The sequence below is a fragment of the Chromatiales bacterium genome (assembly GCA_014323925.1).
Classification (GTDB): Bacteria; Pseudomonadota; Gammaproteobacteria; order Poriferisulfidales; family Oxydemutatoraceae; genus SP5GCR1.
Map to the genome: position 1 here is coordinate 15,992 of JACONC010000003.1, position 17,464 is coordinate 33,455.

Annotated in this window: 19 protein-coding genes; 12 read left to right on the plus strand and 7 right to left on the minus strand. The window is 45.0% G+C overall.

Features of this window, described 5'->3' with window-relative positions:
• The first annotated feature begins 64 nt into the window (after window positions 1-64).
• The 3 genes from aroQ to accC are packed head-to-tail and all read left to right on the plus strand — an operon-like array spanning window position 65 to window position 2,334.
• On the plus strand, window positions 65-514 hold the full coding sequence (aroQ, locus tag GDA45_02035; GenBank protein MBC6413701.1) for a type II 3-dehydroquinate dehydratase: 450 nt from the start codon (window positions 65-67) through the stop codon (window positions 512-514).
• 3 nt (window positions 515-517) lie between these two features.
• A complete protein-coding gene (locus GDA45_02040) occupies window positions 518-970 on the plus strand; it encodes an acetyl-CoA carboxylase biotin carboxyl carrier protein (protein ID MBC6413702.1) in 453 nt (150 codons plus the stop codon).
• A 14-nt stretch (window positions 971-984) separates the two neighbouring features.
• On the plus strand, window positions 985-2,334 hold the full coding sequence (accC, locus tag GDA45_02045) for an acetyl-CoA carboxylase biotin carboxylase subunit (GenBank protein ID MBC6413703.1): 1,350 nt from the start codon (window positions 985-987) through the stop codon (window positions 2,332-2,334).
• An 8-nt stretch (window positions 2,335-2,342) separates the two neighbouring features.
• Here the strand turns inward: accC and GDA45_02050 are convergent, their stop codons facing one another.
• The 7 genes from GDA45_02050 to GDA45_02080 form a co-directional block, all read right to left on the minus strand.
• Entirely contained in the window at window positions 2,343-2,510 is a 168-nt protein-coding gene (locus tag GDA45_02050) for a hypothetical protein (protein MBC6413704.1), read from the minus strand.
• A gap of 605 nt (window positions 2,511-3,115) precedes the next feature.
• The gene (locus tag GDA45_02055; protein MBC6413705.1) at window positions 3,116-4,399 is read right to left on the minus strand and encodes an adenylosuccinate synthase; all 1,284 of its coding nucleotides are present in this window, start codon (window positions 4,397-4,399) and stop codon (window positions 3,116-3,118) included.
• Window positions 4,400-5,575, minus strand: coding sequence for an ATP phosphoribosyltransferase regulatory subunit (locus tag GDA45_02060; GenBank protein ID MBC6413706.1), 1,176 nt, complete (start codon window positions 5,573-5,575; stop codon window positions 4,400-4,402).
• A 7-nt stretch (window positions 5,576-5,582) separates the two neighbouring features.
• The gene (locus GDA45_02065; GenBank protein MBC6413707.1) at window positions 5,583-5,774 is read right to left on the minus strand and encodes a DUF2065 domain-containing protein; all 192 of its coding nucleotides are present in this window, start codon (window positions 5,772-5,774) and stop codon (window positions 5,583-5,585) included.
• Window positions 5,775-5,847: 73 nt separating this feature from the next.
• Window positions 5,848-6,723, minus strand: coding sequence for a protease modulator HflC (hflC, locus tag GDA45_02070; GenBank protein MBC6413708.1), 876 nt, complete (start codon window positions 6,721-6,723; stop codon window positions 5,848-5,850).
• Window positions 6,720-7,937, minus strand: a complete 1,218-nt coding sequence (gene hflK / locus GDA45_02075) for an FtsH protease activity modulator HflK (GenBank protein ID MBC6413709.1) — start codon at window positions 7,935-7,937, stop codon at window positions 6,720-6,722. Before hflK ends, hflC begins: the two co-directional genes overlap by 4 nt.
• A gap of 73 nt (window positions 7,938-8,010) precedes the next feature.
• Entirely contained in the window at window positions 8,011-8,865 is an 855-nt protein-coding gene (locus GDA45_02080) for a TauD/TfdA family dioxygenase (GenBank protein MBC6413710.1), read from the minus strand.
• Window positions 8,866-9,129: 264 nt separating this feature from the next.
• Here GDA45_02080 and dsrA point away from each other — a divergent pair, with 264 nt between their 5' ends.
• From dsrA to GDA45_02125, 9 genes are read left to right on the plus strand one after another with little or no spacing between them, the layout of a single operon-like run.
• Window positions 9,130-10,410 carry a dissimilatory-type sulfite reductase subunit alpha gene (dsrA, locus tag GDA45_02085; GenBank protein MBC6413711.1) on the plus strand — a complete coding sequence of 427 codons (1,281 nt, stop codon included), beginning with the start codon at window positions 9,130-9,132 and terminating at the stop codon, window positions 10,408-10,410.
• Window positions 10,411-10,438: 28 nt separating this feature from the next.
• Complete coding sequence (gene dsrB / locus GDA45_02090; GenBank protein MBC6413712.1) at window positions 10,439-11,512, plus strand: dissimilatory-type sulfite reductase subunit beta; 1,074 nt, start codon at window positions 10,439-10,441, stop codon at window positions 11,510-11,512.
• A 20-nt stretch (window positions 11,513-11,532) separates the two neighbouring features.
• Window positions 11,533-11,925, plus strand: a complete 393-nt coding sequence (gene tusD / locus GDA45_02095; protein MBC6413713.1) for a sulfurtransferase complex subunit TusD — start codon at window positions 11,533-11,535, stop codon at window positions 11,923-11,925.
• Between the two features lie 8 nt (window positions 11,926-11,933).
• Window positions 11,934-12,356 (plus strand): sulfurtransferase complex subunit TusC, encoded by a 423-nt coding sequence (gene tusC, locus GDA45_02100; protein MBC6413714.1) that lies wholly within the window; start codon window positions 11,934-11,936, stop codon window positions 12,354-12,356.
• A gap of 9 nt (window positions 12,357-12,365) precedes the next feature.
• Window positions 12,366-12,677, plus strand: coding sequence for a sulfurtransferase complex subunit TusB (gene dsrH, locus GDA45_02105; protein MBC6413715.1), 312 nt, complete (start codon window positions 12,366-12,368; stop codon window positions 12,675-12,677).
• Window positions 12,678-12,700: 23 nt separating this feature from the next.
• Window positions 12,701-13,033 (plus strand): TusE/DsrC/DsvC family sulfur relay protein, encoded by a 333-nt coding sequence (locus tag GDA45_02110; GenBank protein ID MBC6413716.1) that lies wholly within the window; start codon window positions 12,701-12,703, stop codon window positions 13,031-13,033.
• 49 nt (window positions 13,034-13,082) lie between these two features.
• Entirely contained in the window at window positions 13,083-13,820 is a 738-nt protein-coding gene (locus GDA45_02115; GenBank protein MBC6413717.1) for a respiratory nitrate reductase subunit gamma, read from the plus strand.
• A 7-nt stretch (window positions 13,821-13,827) separates the two neighbouring features.
• Window positions 13,828-15,363, plus strand: a complete 1,536-nt coding sequence (locus GDA45_02120; GenBank protein ID MBC6413718.1) for a (Fe-S)-binding protein — start codon at window positions 13,828-13,830, stop codon at window positions 15,361-15,363.
• Between the two features lie 26 nt (window positions 15,364-15,389).
• Entirely contained in the window at window positions 15,390-17,360 is a 1,971-nt protein-coding gene (locus GDA45_02125; protein ID MBC6413719.1) for an NAD(P)-binding protein, read from the plus strand.
• Window positions 17,361-17,464 lie beyond the last annotated feature (104 nt).

Genomic DNA, 17,464 nt, shown 5'->3' on the forward strand with positions numbered 1-17,464 from the left:
TATTTGGTGCGGAACATGCTATGCTAGAAGCAGTCTTTTTGGAGAAGTTAGACAAATTTGATGGATTATGACGACAAATAAGATACTTATTATTAATGGACCTAACTTAAATTTGCTAGGGAAACGAGAGCCTGATATTTATGGTGCGAAGACCTTAGCGCAAATTATTGCCGATGTGCGTGTAAAAGCGGACGAACTAAATGCTGAGATAGATGATATGCAATCAAACTCAGAGTCCGAAATTATCGAGCGCATACACCAGGCAATGGACGATGGCACTGAGTGTATTATTATTAATCCTGGTGCATTCACACACACAAGCATCGCTTTACGGGATGCTTTTTTATCGATATCTAAACCGTTCATAGAAATACATCTTTCTAATGTGTTCGCGCGCGAAGCATTCAGACAGAGGTCTTTCTTGTCAGATATTGCAGTGGCAGTTATAGCAGGAGCTGGTGCACACGGTTATGAACTTGCGCTTCAAGCGGCAATCAGACATTTGCGGGATTGAACAATGGACATACGAAAAGTTAAAAAGTTAATAGAGCTCTTAGAGCAATCAAGCATCGGAGAAATAGAAGTAAAAGAAGGCGACGACACGGTCAGAATTAGCCGTGCTGGTGGTGCTACGCCAGTGGAACCACCGGCCGCCACTGCTGCAAAAAATGTACCAGTAGAGGGTAAAGATGATCCTGCAGAAGCAACTAGTGAAACAGCTTCGTCTCATCTACACGATGTTGAAGCCCCTATGGTTGGGACTTTCTATAGATCGCCTTCACCCGATGATGCGCCATTCGTTGAAGCAGGCAGCAAAGTTAAAAAAGGAGAACCACTTTGCATTATAGAAGCAATGAAAATGATGAACCACATCGAGGCTCCGGTTACTGGAAGCGTTGAAGAAATTCTAGTGGAGAACGCAGAACCAGTAGAGTTCGGGCAAGTTATCATCCGTATAGATCCATCCTAACGCGCCTGAAGTTGATGCTTGACAAAGTATTGATAGCCAATCGCGGGGAAATAGCTCTGCGCATTTTACGGGCCTGCCAAGCCCTCAATATCAAAACGGTTGCAGTTTATTCAAAAGCCGATCAGGACCTAATGCATGTCAAGCTCGCTGATGAATCCGTATGCATAGGCCCGCCGCCGGCACAGCAAAGTTATCTGAATATCCCGGCGATTATCAGTGCTGCTGAGGTAACCGACTCCATGGCGATACACCCAGGCTACGGCTTTCTCGCCGAAAGTGCCTCTTTCGCAGAACAAGTAGAATCCAGTGGCTTTATTTTCATCGGCCCTAAACCCGAAACTATCAAATCGATGTCGAATAAAATTACTGCTAAAAAAACTATGCTAGAAGCAGGCGTGCCTTGTGTGCCGGGAGTGAATAGTCCCTTGCAGATGGAAATAGAACGGAATTTTGAACTAGCGAAGGACATTGGCTACCCAGTAATCATCAAGGCTACTGATGGCGGTGGTGGGCGCGGCATGCGAGTGGTACATTCCGAGGGAGCCTTAGCGAATGCCTTGGCATTAACTCGCGCCGAAGCCAAAGCCGCATTTAACAGCGATGAAATTTACATGGAGAAATTTTTTGAAAAGCCACGCCATATAGAATTTCAAGTATTAGCCGATAGCCACGGCAATGTCATCCATCTGGGTGAGCGCGATTGTTCTATGCAACGCAAACATCAGAAGGTAATAGAAGAAGCCCCATCCCCTGACATTAGCCGAGCACAACGCGCCGAGATTGGCGATATAGTAACCGAAGCCTGTCGGCGCACTCAGTATCGCGGCGCTGGAACCTTTGAGTTTTTGCTTGAAGATGGCAAATTCTATTTCATAGAGATGAACACTCGCGTGCAGGTCGAACATCCGGTCACCGAAATGATTACCGGCATAGATATAGTGAGAAAGCAGCTTGAGATAGCCGCAGGTCTGAAGCTAGATATAAAACAACAAGATGTACGCTTCGAAGGACACGCAATAGAATGTAGGATTAATGCCGAAACTCCCAAAACCTTTATACCTTCACCAGGCACCATCGAGCACTTGCATCTTCCGGGTGGTCCCGGCATACGCGTAGACTCACACATCTATGGCGGCTATACGGTGCCGCCGTTTTACGATTCAATGATCGGCAAACTAATTGCACACGGCGACAATCGCGACATTGCCATCAAACGCATGCAAATTGCGCTCAACGAAATATACATCAACGGAATAGACACCAACATCCCGCTTCATAAGCAGATACTAGACGACTCGGCATTCGCTGGCGGAAAGTTTAATATACATTATCTGGAAACTAAACTTCCGCACTACAACTTGTAAGTGAAAAGTTAATAAAGTCCGCCTTGTTTGCGAACCCAGCTTAAGAGTTGCTTGATACCATTGACATCATTGCCGAAGTTCTTGCTTGTATAGTTCTCATCGCTCAATAATAATGCCAAATCTAAAGTTTTCTTTGCGACATCCACGCCAGTGGTGGTAGCTTGTTTAGGTTCCATTGTCATCCTGCCTTACCATTAGGTAGATGGTATGTCATCATAAGCACGGTCTGGGAAAGCTCTGACCACGACGCTTAAATAGGTCAATACGAGATCTAATAAGTCCCAAGCTGCCTTTCGAGTTCTATAGCCAAAGCGCCAGAGGTGTGCCGATCAAAGTATCGAACTTTTAGTTCAGCGCTTACATTGGTGTGTCACCTCTGGCTTACAAGGCATTGCACATACCCAAGCGTTTCGCTTACAGTAAATAAGCCAAATCTAAATATATCTGGTTTGACACTTCTTTTATTTTTCCTCAAAAAACTTATCAAGAATTTAAGGAGATGTTAATATAGGCACTTAATACGAACTATCAATGAAATTACTTTCCTTAATATCGACTGTTATAGCGTGGGTGCTGGCTGTAATTCTAGTTATGCAGATGTTGTCCGGTAATTTTAGCGAACGAACTTGTCAGACTGCTTGCGTGCAGGGCATCTACTGGACATCGTTAGCTTTTTGTATACTCGGACTGATAATCGGTTGGGTTGTTATCAAAAAACCGCGACCGCGTTTCATTATTTCCACCAACACTGCGCTACTGATATTACTTACTATGTACTTAATTATGATGGGGATTGGTACGTTTGCGTAGAAAAAATAGTTCTGCGTACAATATTGGTTTCTCTCTCAGGTGCGGTTGAAATCATATCAACGGAGATACCAATGAGTTGTTCTAAACATTCTATGTAGTTGCGGGCTTGCTGCGGGAGATCTCGATAACAAGTGATGCCGCGCACTGGTTCTGTCCAGCCCTCCAACTCTATATAGTGCGGTTTACATTTTGATAAATCGTCATTTGCTGGCTCGTAAGCATCACAGATATATAATTTTTCAAGTCCGCTCAAAACATCAATTTTGGTTAGACACAGATAGTTTACGCCGTTGATATTAATCGCTTTTTTTAAGGCGACGGCATCCAACCAACCACACCTTCTGCTTCTACCGGTAGTTGCTCCTTTCTCTTTACCATATTTTGATAGAAATTCCCCTACCTCATCATTCAGTTCAGTAGGAAAGGGGCCATTGCCTACGCGTGTTGTATAAGCCTTGCTAATTCCTAAAACATAATCCATATCTTGCATTGCGGTGCCGGCGCTACATGCGGCGTTGGCGGCAATCGTATTGGAAGAAGTTACATAAGGATAAGTACCGTGGTCTATATCAAGCAGTGTGCCTTGCGCCCCTTCGAATAATATGTTCGCTTTTCGCTCTTTTAATCCATTCAGTTTATTGGTTATGGCAGTAGTCCACGATGTAAACATATCTCTATATTCGGCTATAAAGTCTAGTTCTTTGGCACAATCTACGGTCGTATACTTGTAGTAATGCTTTAATACGAAGTTATGGTAGTCAAATAATTCGGTTATCCTCAGCACAAAAGTGTCCCAGTCACGCAGGTCTCCTAAGCGTAGCGCTCGTCTTGCCACTTTGTCTTCGTAAGCCGGGCCTATGCCTTTTGCGGTCGTGCCTATCGCCGATGATCCGCGGTGCTGTTCACGCGCTTTATCTAGCATGCGGTGACACTCAAAGACTAGCGGGCAGGCATCCGAGATATACAAGCGCGAGCCAATTTCTATGCCTGCGGAAGTTAACTCTTCTATCTCTTCAAGTAGGGCGCGCAATGACAAGACCACACCGCTACAAATAAAACATGCTATATTGTTATGTAAGGCACCCGACGGTAGCAGGTGCAAGATATGCTGTTTATTGCCTACATAGATCGTGTGTCCAGCGTTGTGTCCACCTTGAAAGCGGACAACGGCATCCGAGTAGCGGGTGAGATGGTCGACTATCTTACCTTTACCTTCGTCTCCCCACTGTAGACCAACGACTACGACACAAGTCATTTATATAGTCTCAATTATCCATTGGTTGCCAGTCTTAACAAACTGCCTATCGCACCCACATTCATGAGCTTGTTCGTTGCCTAGCTGCATGATGACTCTATCGCCACGCTCCCGAGTGGTCGCGATCACCTCCTGTAGTTGCGGATCTGTTATGCGCGGCGCAAAAATAGCGCTTTGATTTTTCACCGTGTGAGCTGCATTATTTTGATTAATATCGAGCAGTAATTTGATGTCACCGCTAAAACCAACTGCCGGTCGTGCTCTGCCGAACGGCTCGCCGACTCCGTCGTAGCAACCACCTCGTGCCACCTCTTGTTTAAGATCTAGAGCAAAAGCCGAGAAAACTATGCCTGCCTCATAGTGATAGCACGGTAGCTCAGAAAGATCTAAAAGTATTTTGTCGGTGTGTGCCGATAAACTATCGGCGACAGTTTTTAGTTCACTTAGCAATCTTGTCATCTTATCCGATATATCGCTATAGCGAGACTGCGCTGTCTTCAACACGGTTATATCTCCATTACAGTCACACAAGTCGGTAAACCATTCTATTTGTCGTTCAGATAGTTGTACTTCTTTGAGGTATGCATAAATTTCATGTTTAGCTTTAGCATGTAACAAAGGAATCAGGGCGTTATTTTGCTCGGTTTGTAGTTTTGTAGCTTTAATCAATTCTAGATAAATCCCTACATGACCCAATGACAAAAGACTTTGTTTAGCACCGGCTAGCTTCAGTGTTTTTAGCATTAATTGTATTATTTCAATAGTGCTTTCTATACCCTTGTATCCGTATATTTCAGCGCCAAACTGTATAGGGGTTCGAGATCTTCCGACTCCTTCGGGTTTAGTTTTCAAAACCGCACCGTAGTAACACAAGCGGTTAATTTTATTTGCACTCAATGCGTGCGCATCTATACGAGCGATTTGCGGGGTCATATCAGCGCGCACTCCCAGAGTTTTTCCACTGAGCTGATCAGTCAGCTTAAAGGTTTGTAGCAAAAGTTCGTCTTCGTTGGCAGCGACTAGAGATTCTAAGAATTCAACGATCGGCGGGTTGACTAAGTTATAGCCCCAACTGTCAAATAGATCAAGAAGCTGCCGTCGTATTACCTCTAAACGTTTTGCGTCAACTGGCAGTATATCGTCGATGTTTTCTGGCATAAGCCACTTGTTATTCATATTCCCCCTAGTTTCTAACATAATAGATAAATACCAAACCGCATATCATAAGAATTAAACCACCTATCCTCAATGTCGTGTCACTGAGTTCTCCTATGGTATACAACATTTGTTTCCATTTTCTTGGATTTAGAAAAGGCATAATCCCTTCAAGGATAAGCACCATACCTAGTGCTGTAAAAAAATCAGTCCATTCCATCTTTAACATTCAAAACGACCTCAGCAGAGCACTCTCTAGCCAGCCGACACCACCGCGTCCGTGCGTATAGTGTTTATTTATTATTGGTGTCGAAGTTATCCTTGGTGTCGAAGTAACGGAAGAAATCGGATTCTGGTTCTAGAATCAGAGTATCAGCACCGCCAAAAGCGTTTCTGTAAGCTTGTATGCTACGCGTGAATGAGTAAAATTCCGGGTCTCTACTGTAAGCGTCGGCGTATATTTTTGTCGACTCAGCATCGCCTTCACCGCGTATCTTCTCTGATTCGCGATAGGCTTCAGCAAGAATAGTGATGCGCTGACGATCAGCATCTGCTCTAATCCGCTCGGCTTGTTCCATGCCGCGCGCCCTAAAATCTCTAGCCACCCGCTCGCGCTCGGCGCGCATTCGGGCATAAACGGAATCGCTAACATCGTCTGGCAAATCTATGCGGCTGATGCGCACATCAACGATTTCTATACCTAGTTCCCTTGCAGTCTCGTTTGATTTAACCCTTAAGACATCCATAATTTCTCTACGCTCGCCGGAAACCGCTTCTTGTATGGTACGTTTACCGAACTCGTTACGCAGTTGGTCTTTCATAATTTGCGATAGGCGACTTAAGGCATTACGCTCGTCGCCGCGGGTCGAGCGATAGTATTGCCCTACTTCCATGATGCGCCATTTGACGAAGAAGTCGACGGTTACATTTTTTTTCTCCACCGTTAGAAAACTCTCGGGTTGGGCATCTAGTGTGAGGATGCGGGCGTCGAAAAATCTAGCGTTGTTGACTAACGGAAACTTGAAGTGCAAGCCCGGCGGAATATCTTCTTTGATAATCTCACCTAGCCTAAACAGTAATGCTTTCTCACGCTGATCAACTATATAGGTGGAAGTATAAATAAGTGCCAATAGGATGACTACGATTACTGGTAAGAATTTGCGTATCATCTGTTACCTCTTATTTGTTCTATTCCTGAGCGAATTCTGTCGCGTGCATTTTGGGTATTATTGTTTTTGTTTTTGTTTGATGTCGCCGCCGGCGGTCGCGACATAGCATTGTCGGTTCTCCGAGTCGCATCTTCCAACATTCTATTTAACGGCAGATAAAACACATTATTGCCGTCTTCTACATTAACCATAACTTTGTTCGATTTTGATAGCACTGATTGCAGAGCTTCTATATAAAGGCGTTCGCGCGTCACCTCAGGTGCTTTACGATATTCGTCGAATAACTTATTAAAACGTGCCGCTTCACCTTTAGAATTTTCTACCACTTTATCTCGGTAAGCATTTGCTTCGGCTAGCATGCGCGCAGCTTCACCGCGTGCTTGTGGGATAATCCCATTGGAGTAGGCTTCGGCTTCGTTTACAAATCTAATCTCGTCTTCACGCGCTTTAACAGCATCGGCAAATGAACCTTGCACGGCAGCCGGCGGTTGCGATTGTTGCAGGTTGACATTTAAGACAATCAGTCCAGAGACATATTCGTCTAATATGGTTTGCATTAAAACTTTTATTTTTGCGGCTATTTCTGCTCGTCCTTCGCCGAGTATAAAGTCCATAGTATTTTTACCTATTACCTCACGCAATGCACTTTCCATTACTTGAAAGAGGGTTCCTCTTGATTGATCACCTCTATCAGTATCAATATCAGGCAGGCGTACATTAAAAAGATAGTTGGCAGCATCTTTCACGCGGTATTGCACTGCCAGTTCTACTTCAACGATATTCTCGTCTTGGGTAAGCATGGATACTTTATTCTGCGCCGAGCGCACTTTGTCTACATCTACTTTTTCAGCGGTTTCAATTGGATACGGGAAATGCCAGTGCGGACCTGGTAGCGTGACCTCGCGATACTCACCGAACCGCAGTATCACTCCGCGTTGTCCCTCGCTGATTATATAAATGCCGGACAATAACCATACGATCAAGACGATGCCTAGTATCAATGAGAAATTGAACGGATTAGATCTGCTAAACCCGGAACCGAAAGGCGGCCTTTTTCTATTAGGTGGTTGGTTTTCGAATGAACCGCTCTTTTTAGATTTATTTTTCTTAAACCCGAATAGCGCACCTAGTAGGTCCATCAAGTCAGGCGGCGCATTAGATGCTCCGCCGTCGCTTGGTCTTTTCCTACTATCTTTGTCTTCGCTCCAAGGCATTGTTTAACTACGATGGCTGATTAAAGAGGTAATCACTATATAAAGAAATCATATGACAAAATTATACCATCATTCATACTAAAAAACTATTTTGCGACTTCAAAGCATCGTTATAGCCTATGCGGTTGCGAAATCGGGCTCTGTATAGCAATCGCTTGGGCATATCGTCGGAGTCTCTAAAAGCACTACGGCTGTGTAGCACATTGTTGCAAATAACACCCTCGCCGGCAGCCAGTTTGTAAGAGATTGTATATTCGGTTGTACGTAATAATTCTCGCAAATGGTTCAGTGCTTCTATGCACGACGGATGCCATTGAATGTGTCTCGCCCGTTCAGTATAGTGCATCAGTAGCTGATTTGTTACTGGATCGATTCTGAATACTGGTGAGCTTCGGCAACCGCGTTCACTGTCGTTTGCCGGAATAGTAAATGCCTGTGGGTGTTTTAATGCTTCAACATAAGCTGGCTCTTTTTGATAAAGCAGGAGATAGATAATTTCGTGGTCTAGATAGGTGTTCACCCCGCCTTCGGTGGCTGGTTGCACACAATGCATCATGAAGGTTCTGATGATGTCAGCATCGTCGTTGTAATAACCGTCTGTGTGCCACGATAGTGCACGGTTGGTATAGGGAATGTAGCGACTATTTTTAGTCGTTGTTATATGGCTAATTTTATTCGCATCTGCCTGCGGATTATCACATAGACTATCTAGACCTAATTGGGTCGCTAGTGCTCTGAAGCTACGACTATCCGATATAGGTTTGCGACTACGATAAAAACTTAAATTGTTGGATTGGCAGTTTTCTAGGATTTGCTGTCGCTCTAGTTTGCTCAACGCTACTGGATTGTCAATTTCAACCATAAGTGCCTCGGCATTGACCACCCGCCGCCGTAGCTTAAGTTGTTGCCATTGCTGAGTTTGTGTCATGACTTGCTGGTTTTGGTTCATATAGATCTTGGCTCATTCAGTATGATATTTTTAAGTTTTTATATGTTTGGTAACTAAGTCTTGGTCATGGTGGGCTAGCACTGCTGTTGGTGTGATTTTGACATGCTCTAAAGCCATGCTATATTAGCATATCCTAATACAGATTTTGATAGGTTGATAGTATTCAGTAGTTTATATAAATCCGAATACTATCTTTGTAATGTTAAACTATAGTTAAGTTAAAAATAAAGGAGGTATTGAAAGATGTCTACAAAACAACCTCACGATACACCTATGTTGGACGAACTAGAAAAAGGTCCTTGGCCTAGTTTTATTTCCGGCATTAAGCGTTTAAGAGATCAACACGAAGACGATCGCGTCAACAGTGTTGCAAATGACCTGCTGGGTCAACTTGAACATTCCTACGAGACTCGCAAGGGTTACTGGAAAGGCGGCACGGTCAGTGTTTTCGGTTACGGTAGCGGTATTATTCCACGCTTCTCCGAAGTCGGTGCGGCTTTCCCGGCATCAAAGGAGTTTCATACTCTGCGAGTGCAGCCGCCGTCTGGGAATTACTACACGACTGATATGCTGCGCAAGCTCGCCGATAGCTGGGAGAAATGGGGTTCTGGTTTGGTTACTTTTCACGGTCAGACCGGCAACATTATGTTCATAGGAGCGACTACTGAGAACACGCAACACTTTTTTGACGATATAAACGAATACGGTTGGGACTTAGGGGGTGCTGGCCCTTGTGTGCGCACTGGCCAATCGTGCGTTGGTGCGGCTCGTTGTGAGCAATCCAACATTGATGAGATGCGTATACACCGCACCCTACTGAACAATTTCACCGACGATGTGCATCGTCCGTCGTTGCCTTATAAGTTTAAGTTTAAAGTTTCGGGTTGTCCTAACGATTGTATGAACTCTATAGAGCGCGCTGATTTTGCAATTATCGGAACTTGGCGAGATGATATGAAAGTCAACCAACAAGAAGTTAAAGCTTATGTTGCTAAGAAGGGTCGCCAATACATTATTGACAATGTAATTTCGCGATGCCCAACGAAGGCATTGTCGTTAAAAGATGACGACACCTTAGATGTGGATAACCGCAACTGTGTGCGCTGTATGCATTGCTTGAATGTTATGCCGAAGGCACTGTCTCCGGGTGATGACACGGGCATCTCAATTTTGATCGGCGGCAAGCGCACGCTGAAAATCGGCGATTTGATGGGTACCGTGATCGTTCCTTTTATGAAACTGCAAAGCGACGAGGATTATGAACGTCTAGTGGAATTGGCTGAGGAGACTATAGATTTCTGGGCTGAGAACGGTCTTGAACACGAGCGTTGCGGTGAGATGATAGAGCGCATCGGCTTAATCAATTTTCTCGATGGTATTGGTGTCAGTGTAGACCCCAATATGGTTAGCGACCCGCGTACGAGTTCCTATATCCGCATGGATGAGTGGGAGCAGGAAGCTAGGAAGTGGTTTGAAGCTAAAGCGAAAAACAACACCGAGCAAAAACAAGCAGCCACCGCTTGAACGGTGAAATAGAGCAAGGAGTAGAAAAATGGCACAAGAACATCGTTCACCGATTGAATCGGGTTGTCCCGACGGTTTTCAATATATGCATCCGGTGATGCGTAAGAACTATGGCAACTGGGCATACCACGACGATCCACGCCCTGGCGTGTTAAAACATGTATCGCACGATGGCGATGCGATTTGGACGGTAAGAGCCGGCACCCAACGTATTTTAGATGTGTTTACGTTACGCAAGCTGTGTGATCTTGGTGATCAATACGCCGATGGCTATGTGCGTTTCACGATACGCAGCAACATAGAATATATGTTGGACGACGAAGCTAAAGTGGAACCGCTGATCAATGCTATTGAAGATGCTGGTTTCGTGGTCGGTGGCACTAAAAACTCAGTTACAATGATCTCACATACACAAGGATGGTTGCATTGTGATATTCCGGGCACTGACGCCTCTGGGGTTGTGAAAGCGATGATGGACGAATTGATAGAAGAGTTTAAGAACTGGAATATGCCGAACCGTGTGCATATCACCACATCGTGTTGCCAGATTAATTGCGGTGGTCAAGGTGATATTGCCATCAATGTGCAACATACCAAGCCACCTAAGATCAATCACGATTTGGTCTCTAATGTATGCGAGCGGCCGTCGGTGGTTGCCCGTTGTCCGGTGGCGGCCATACGCCCAGCGATGGTCAACGGCAAGCCATCGCTAGAGGTTGATGAGAAAAAGTGTATTTGTTGTGGTGCTTGTTATCCGCCGTGTCCGCCGATGCAGATTAACGACCCTGAGCATACCAAGCTGGCTATATGGGTCGGCGGCAATCATTCCAATGCGCGTAGTAAGCCTTCTTTCCAAAAATTGGTCGCTGCAGGTATTCCGAATAATCCACCGCGTTGGCCAGAAGCAACGGCAGTGGTGAAAAAGATTTTGAAAACCTATAAACAAGATGCTAAAGACTGGGAGCGAATTAGCGACTGGATTGAACGTATTGGTTGGCCTCGTTTCTTTGAATTAACCGAACTGCCGTTTACTAAATTTCACATTGATAATTGGTTGGGAGCCCGTCGTAGCTTAAATGCTTCAACGCATATTCGCTTCTAGTTTCTTAGTTATCAGGCACTATGAAGTTTTCTATCTTAATCAACGAAGGTCCTTATACGCATCAAGCATCTGATACTGCGTATCAATTTATTAAAGCTGCATTGGCTAAAGGACACGAAATATTTAGAGTGTTTTTTTATCACGACGGTGTATATAACGGCACGCGCCTGTCGGTACCACCGCAGGATGACCGCAATATATCGCAGCGATGGTCCGAATTGGCTGACAAACACCAGTTGGATTTGGTACTTTGTGTAGCCGCTGCCCAGCGTCGCGGTGTATTGGATGAAGGCGAGGCTAAGCGCGGAGGCAAAGACACCGACAACATTGCTCCGGGTTTTCGTATCTCAGGCTTAGGACAACTAATAGAGGCCGGAATAAAAGCAGATCGCTTGATAACTTTCGGGGATTGAGGACGATTATGAGTGATAACGCCGAAGCGACCGTTAAGAAATTTATGTATGTGAACCGTAAAGCACCTTACGGTACAATTTATGCACTGGAGTCCTTAGAGGTGGTGTTGATAGCGGCGGCGTTTGACCAACAAGTCAGCTTGGCGTTTATGGATGACGGTGTTTATCAGTTGATGAAATCGCAAGATACCGGCAGTATAGAAATGAAAAACTTTTCTCCCACTTATAGCGCTTTGGGTGATTACGATATAAAGACTATCTATGTTGATAAGGAATCGTTGACCGAACGAGGTTTATCGGCTGATAATCTGCAAGCCTTAGTGTATGAAGATGAGGATGCTGATTGGGAAGAGAAAAGCGCAATGCATTTTGTTGACCGCAAAGAATTAGCCCAGATAATGGCCACGCAAGATGTTATTCTAAGTTTCTAGGATGTCTCTATGGCTATGCTACATATTGTTAATAAATCACCGTTTGAACGCAACGCATTGTCGTCGTGTTTGGAGACTGCACAAGACGGCAGTTCGGTACTGCTGATAGAAGATGGTGTGGTAGGTGCAACAATTGGCGGCCGCCTCAGCGATGCGATCAGCCAGGCAATGGAGCGTAAACTGGTTTTTTATGTGCTGACCCCCGACCTTAAAGCTCGCGGTTTTCTTGATAATCAAGTGCTGGAAGGTATAAAATTAGTCGGCTACGAGGATTTTGTTGATTTGGTTGCAGATCACGTTAATGTACAATCATGGTTATAAATTATTAGAGAGGAGATAGAAATATGTCTTTAGATATTGATGGTAAAACATACGAGACTGATGAGGAAGGTTATTTGGCTAACTTGAACGATTGGAAACCGGAACTCGCCGAAGCGATGGCTAAAGTAGACGGTGCCGAGTTGTCGAATAATCACTGGGAAGTTATTAATTTTCTTCGCGAGTATTACGAAGAATATCAAATTGCCCCAGCGGTTAGAGTGTTGACCAAAGCGATAGGTAAAAAGTTAGGTAAAGATAAAGGTAACAGCAAGTACTTATATGAGTTATTCCCTTACGGTCCTGCCAAGCAAGCGTGTAAATATGCAGGATTACCTAAACCTACCGGTTGTGTCTGATACTGCATTAGGTTGCATTGAGGAATTTTCGGACTGAGCAGTTATGCCGATGTCCGCGCTGAGCATCACCTATGCTGGGCTTTTTTATATTGCAACTATATTATTGGTCGGTGGCTTAGCATATAAATGTTGGCTTTATTACAAAGTTCCTGCACCGCTAAAGATACCGACGACACCGGCCCCGATCACCCGCAGTGGTGTGAGTTATCGCCTGTTCAAAGAAGTTGTCTTCTTTGAGAGCCTATTTAAGTCCAACAAGTGGATCTGGTTATTCGGATGGCTATTTCACTTTGGTTTGCTGTTAGTGCTGTTGCGCCACTTGCGCTATTTTACTGAGCCAGTCTGGTTCTGGGTGAATTGGATACAGCCTCTCGGTAAATATGCATCGCTGATGATGATTATAGGATTGTCTGGATTACTGCTCAGGCGCATTGTCGTCGACCGAGTGCGCTATATATCGTCACCGTCTGATCATTTGATGCTATTATTGTTATTAGCGATCGGAGTGACCGGGGTTCTGATGACCTTCTTCTACCCAGTAGATGTAGTCTCTATGAAAATATTCTTCTTGGGGCTAATGCGCTTTGATCTACAGCCATTACCAATGGATCTGTTGATACTAGTGCATCTAGCACTGGTTGCACTATTGATGATTATATTCCCATTCAGTAAACTATTACATGCGCCGGGTGTATTTTTCAGCCCGACTAGAAATCAGGTAGATAACCCGCGTGAGAAACGGCATATCACTGCGTGGGCATTGAAATTGGAGCAACAAAAGAGTTGATATAAATATGGCAGCAGAATTTGAAACCCCGAAGTACAGAGAAGACCGTGCAATTCCTAAATTGCAAGAGGATGTGATGAAGCATAGTCAGCCTTTTGTCGCCAAGCCTGAGTTTCAAAAACCGCTGGGCTTTCCAGGTGAGCTGGTTGATAATTGGGAGCAAGTCGCAGTTGATAAGATGGGTGAGCTGGTTGGCAAGTATCGCTCTTTACAAGTATTTTTAGATGCGTGTGTTAAATGCGGTGCTTGTACCGACAAGTGTCATTACTACTTGGGTACTACTGACCCTAAGAATATGCCGGTTGCTCGCCAAGATTTATTCCGTAAAGTATATCGTCGCTACTACACTTTTTCCGGTAAGTATCTGCCGTGGCTGGTTGGGGCGGAAGATATGAGTAAAGAAGTATTGGATGATTGGTACAGCTATTTTCATCAATGCTCACAATGTCGCCGTTGTTCGGTCTATTGTCCCTACGGCATAGATACTGCTGAGATATCTATGGCGGCGCGTGAAATTATGGATCATATTGGCAAAGGACAGAAGTACTGCAACGAGATTATCGGCAAGGTGCATGTAATTGGTAACAACTTAGGTTTACCAGAACCGGCGCTGGCGGATACCTTAGAGGGCTTGGAAGAAGAAGTCTACGAAGATACCGGTGCGAAAGTACGCTTTCCGCTCAATGAAGAAGGTGCTGAGGTATTATTGGTAACCCCGTCTGCCGATTTTTTTGCTGAACCCCATGTCGATGGTTTAATCGGTTATGCGAAGGTATTTCATCAGGCCGGCATATCTTGGACTTTGAGTTCACACGCTAGCGAGGCAGCAAACTTTGGTATGTTCATAGGCAATTACGAGAATATGCAAAAACTCGCGTTAAGGATTCGCGAAGCGGCACTGAAGCTGGGTGTTAGACGTATCGTTTTCGGTGAATGTGGACATGCCTGGCGCGTCGCTTATAGCTTCTTAAATACATTAGCTGGACCTTTTGATTTCCTAGATGCCGAATACCCGGTCCCGCAACACATCTGTGAAGTGACATACGAGCTTATACAACAAAATAAACTGACTCTAGATGCCAGCCAAAACGACGATATGATTTTAACTTTTCATGATTCCTGCAATATTGCACGCGCTTCGCGAATGGGCGACATGCCGGGCGGTCAGTTCGTCATTCCTCGCGAGATTATTAAAGCGTGTTGCAATCATTTTTACGATATGTCTCCAGAGGCAATTAAAGAAGGCACTTACTGCTGCGGTGGTGGTGGTGGTTTATTGACCGACGACTTAGTAGAGTTACGTGTCAAAGGCGCGTTGCCGCGCATGGAAGCACTAAAAGAGGTTATAGATAATTATGGTGTTACACACATGGCAGCAATCTGTGCAATATGCAAAAGTCAATTTACTAAAGTCTTTCCGTATTACGGATTGACAATGGATCAAGTCGTCAGCATCCATCAGCTAGTGAGTAATGCGATTGTCTTAGAAGCAGACGAAGCACAGGAACAGGAAGCAACAGATGACGGCGATGTAGCCGCTTAAATGACACATAGACAAGGAGTATAGCTATGACAGCAGTAAAACAAAACGAAGCAATAGAAACGCAAGAAGAGCAGAAGCTAACATTTAGACGTTTCGTTGACGGTGATCATAAATGGAAGAATTTTTCTGAGCAGATATTCAGTGCCGACCATTCGCATAAATGTCCGACTTATGTACACAGGACACCTCCTTGTCAAGGCAGTTGTCCTTCGGGTGAGGATATTCGCGGCTGGCTTGCGATAGTGCGCGGTATAGAGAAGCCACCTGAGGGTGTAACTATGCAGCAATATGCGTTTAATCGCTCGACGGATGCCAACCCATTCCCATCGATGATGGGGCGTGTTTGTCCGGCTCCTTGCCAAGACGGTTGCAATCGCAACCATGTAGAAGACTATGTAGGTATCAATGCGGTTGAGCAGTATATAGGTGATACTGCAATAGCGGAAGGTTTTAAGTTTGATTGCGATGTTCCGTTGGGCGGTAAGAAGGTTGCAATTATAGGTGGCGGTCCTGCTGGATTAGCTGCTGCCTATCAGTTGCGTCGCAGAGCGTACGGTAGCACGATTTTTGACGAACACGAAGAATTGGGCGGAATGATGCGCTACGGCATTCCTGGTTATAGAACCCCGCGTAAATTATTGGATGTCGAGATTCAGCGTATACTGGATATGGGCGGCATAGAGACGCGCTTATCCACCCGAGTCGGCAAGGATGTAAGCGTTGAAGAGTTAGAGAAAGAGTTTGATGCGATTCTTTGGTGTTTGGGATGTCAGACTGGCCGTTCGCTGCCAGTGCCAGGCGGCGATGCGCCGAACTGTGTTAGCGGCGTTAAGTTTCTAGAAGCGTTTAACGAGGGTCGCCTGCAAGTTACCTCCGATAGGGTTATTTGTGTCGGCGGTGGTGATACTTCCATTGATGTAGTCTCGGTTGCGCGTCGTCTAGGTAAAATAGATAAGCTCTCTGACAAGCAACGAGCCGAGCATGTTATAGGTGGTTATGCCGCTCACGACTCGGCTTTTGCCGCTGCTCGAGAAGGTGCCGATGTAACCCTAACCTCTTTGTTTCCGCGTCAAGCGATGACCGCCAGTGATCACGAAATAGAGGATGCGTTAAAAGAAGGCGTGAAAATTCTCGACGGCGTGATGCCCGTGGAGGTGATATTAGCTGATAACGGCAAAGCCACTAAATTGAAAATGGCAAAATGTGAGATAAAAGACGGTAAACCAGAAGCTATAGCAGGTACTGAGTTTGAAATAGAGTGTGATTTAATCGTCTCGGCAATTGGTCAAGGTGGTAATCTCGAAGGTTTAGAGCAATTTGACAACGGTCGCGGACTGATGAATGTGGATCAGTATTATGCGCTTGCCGATAGACCCGGGCATTTTGCTGCCGGTGATATTATTCGCCCACATTTACTGACTACGGCAATTGGTCAAGCATCTATTGCGGTGGACGGCGTAGATTATTATTTGCGTGAAGACGAGATGAAAAAACGTCCTAAAGTAGATGTCCATCATTTTGATTTACTCGACAAACTCAAGGAGAGCGGATTAGACCCGACATCGTTTGAGGGTGGCGATCCACGTGGTACCTGTGATGCCGATTTTTCAGTGCACAACTACGAGGATCGATCAGCACAAGAAATTGCATCTTACGAAAAACTATTTTTAGCCCATTTTCCTCATACACCCAGGTATCAACGTCGCACATGTGGTCCTGACGAGGAGCAAGTATTAGGCCACTTTGAAGAGCGTCTGATAGGTTTAGACGAAGAACAGGCAGTGAAAGAAGCCGAGCGATGCATGAGTTGTGGCATGTGCTTTGAATGTGATAACTGTGTTGTGTTCTGTCCACAGGATGCGGTCTACAGAGTGGATAAGTCCAAACAAACACTGGGGCGCTATGTAGACACCTATTATGATAAATGCATCGGCTGCCATATATGTGCTGATGTGTGTCCTACTGGCTATATTGATATGGCATTGGGTGACCACTGATACTAAGCAAGGATAAACTCACTATTGAGGTGAAGTTTATATTATGAGTAGTGCCTGGGACGGCCTAGAGAATTCACTAACTCGAACCCAACTTCCGCATTACG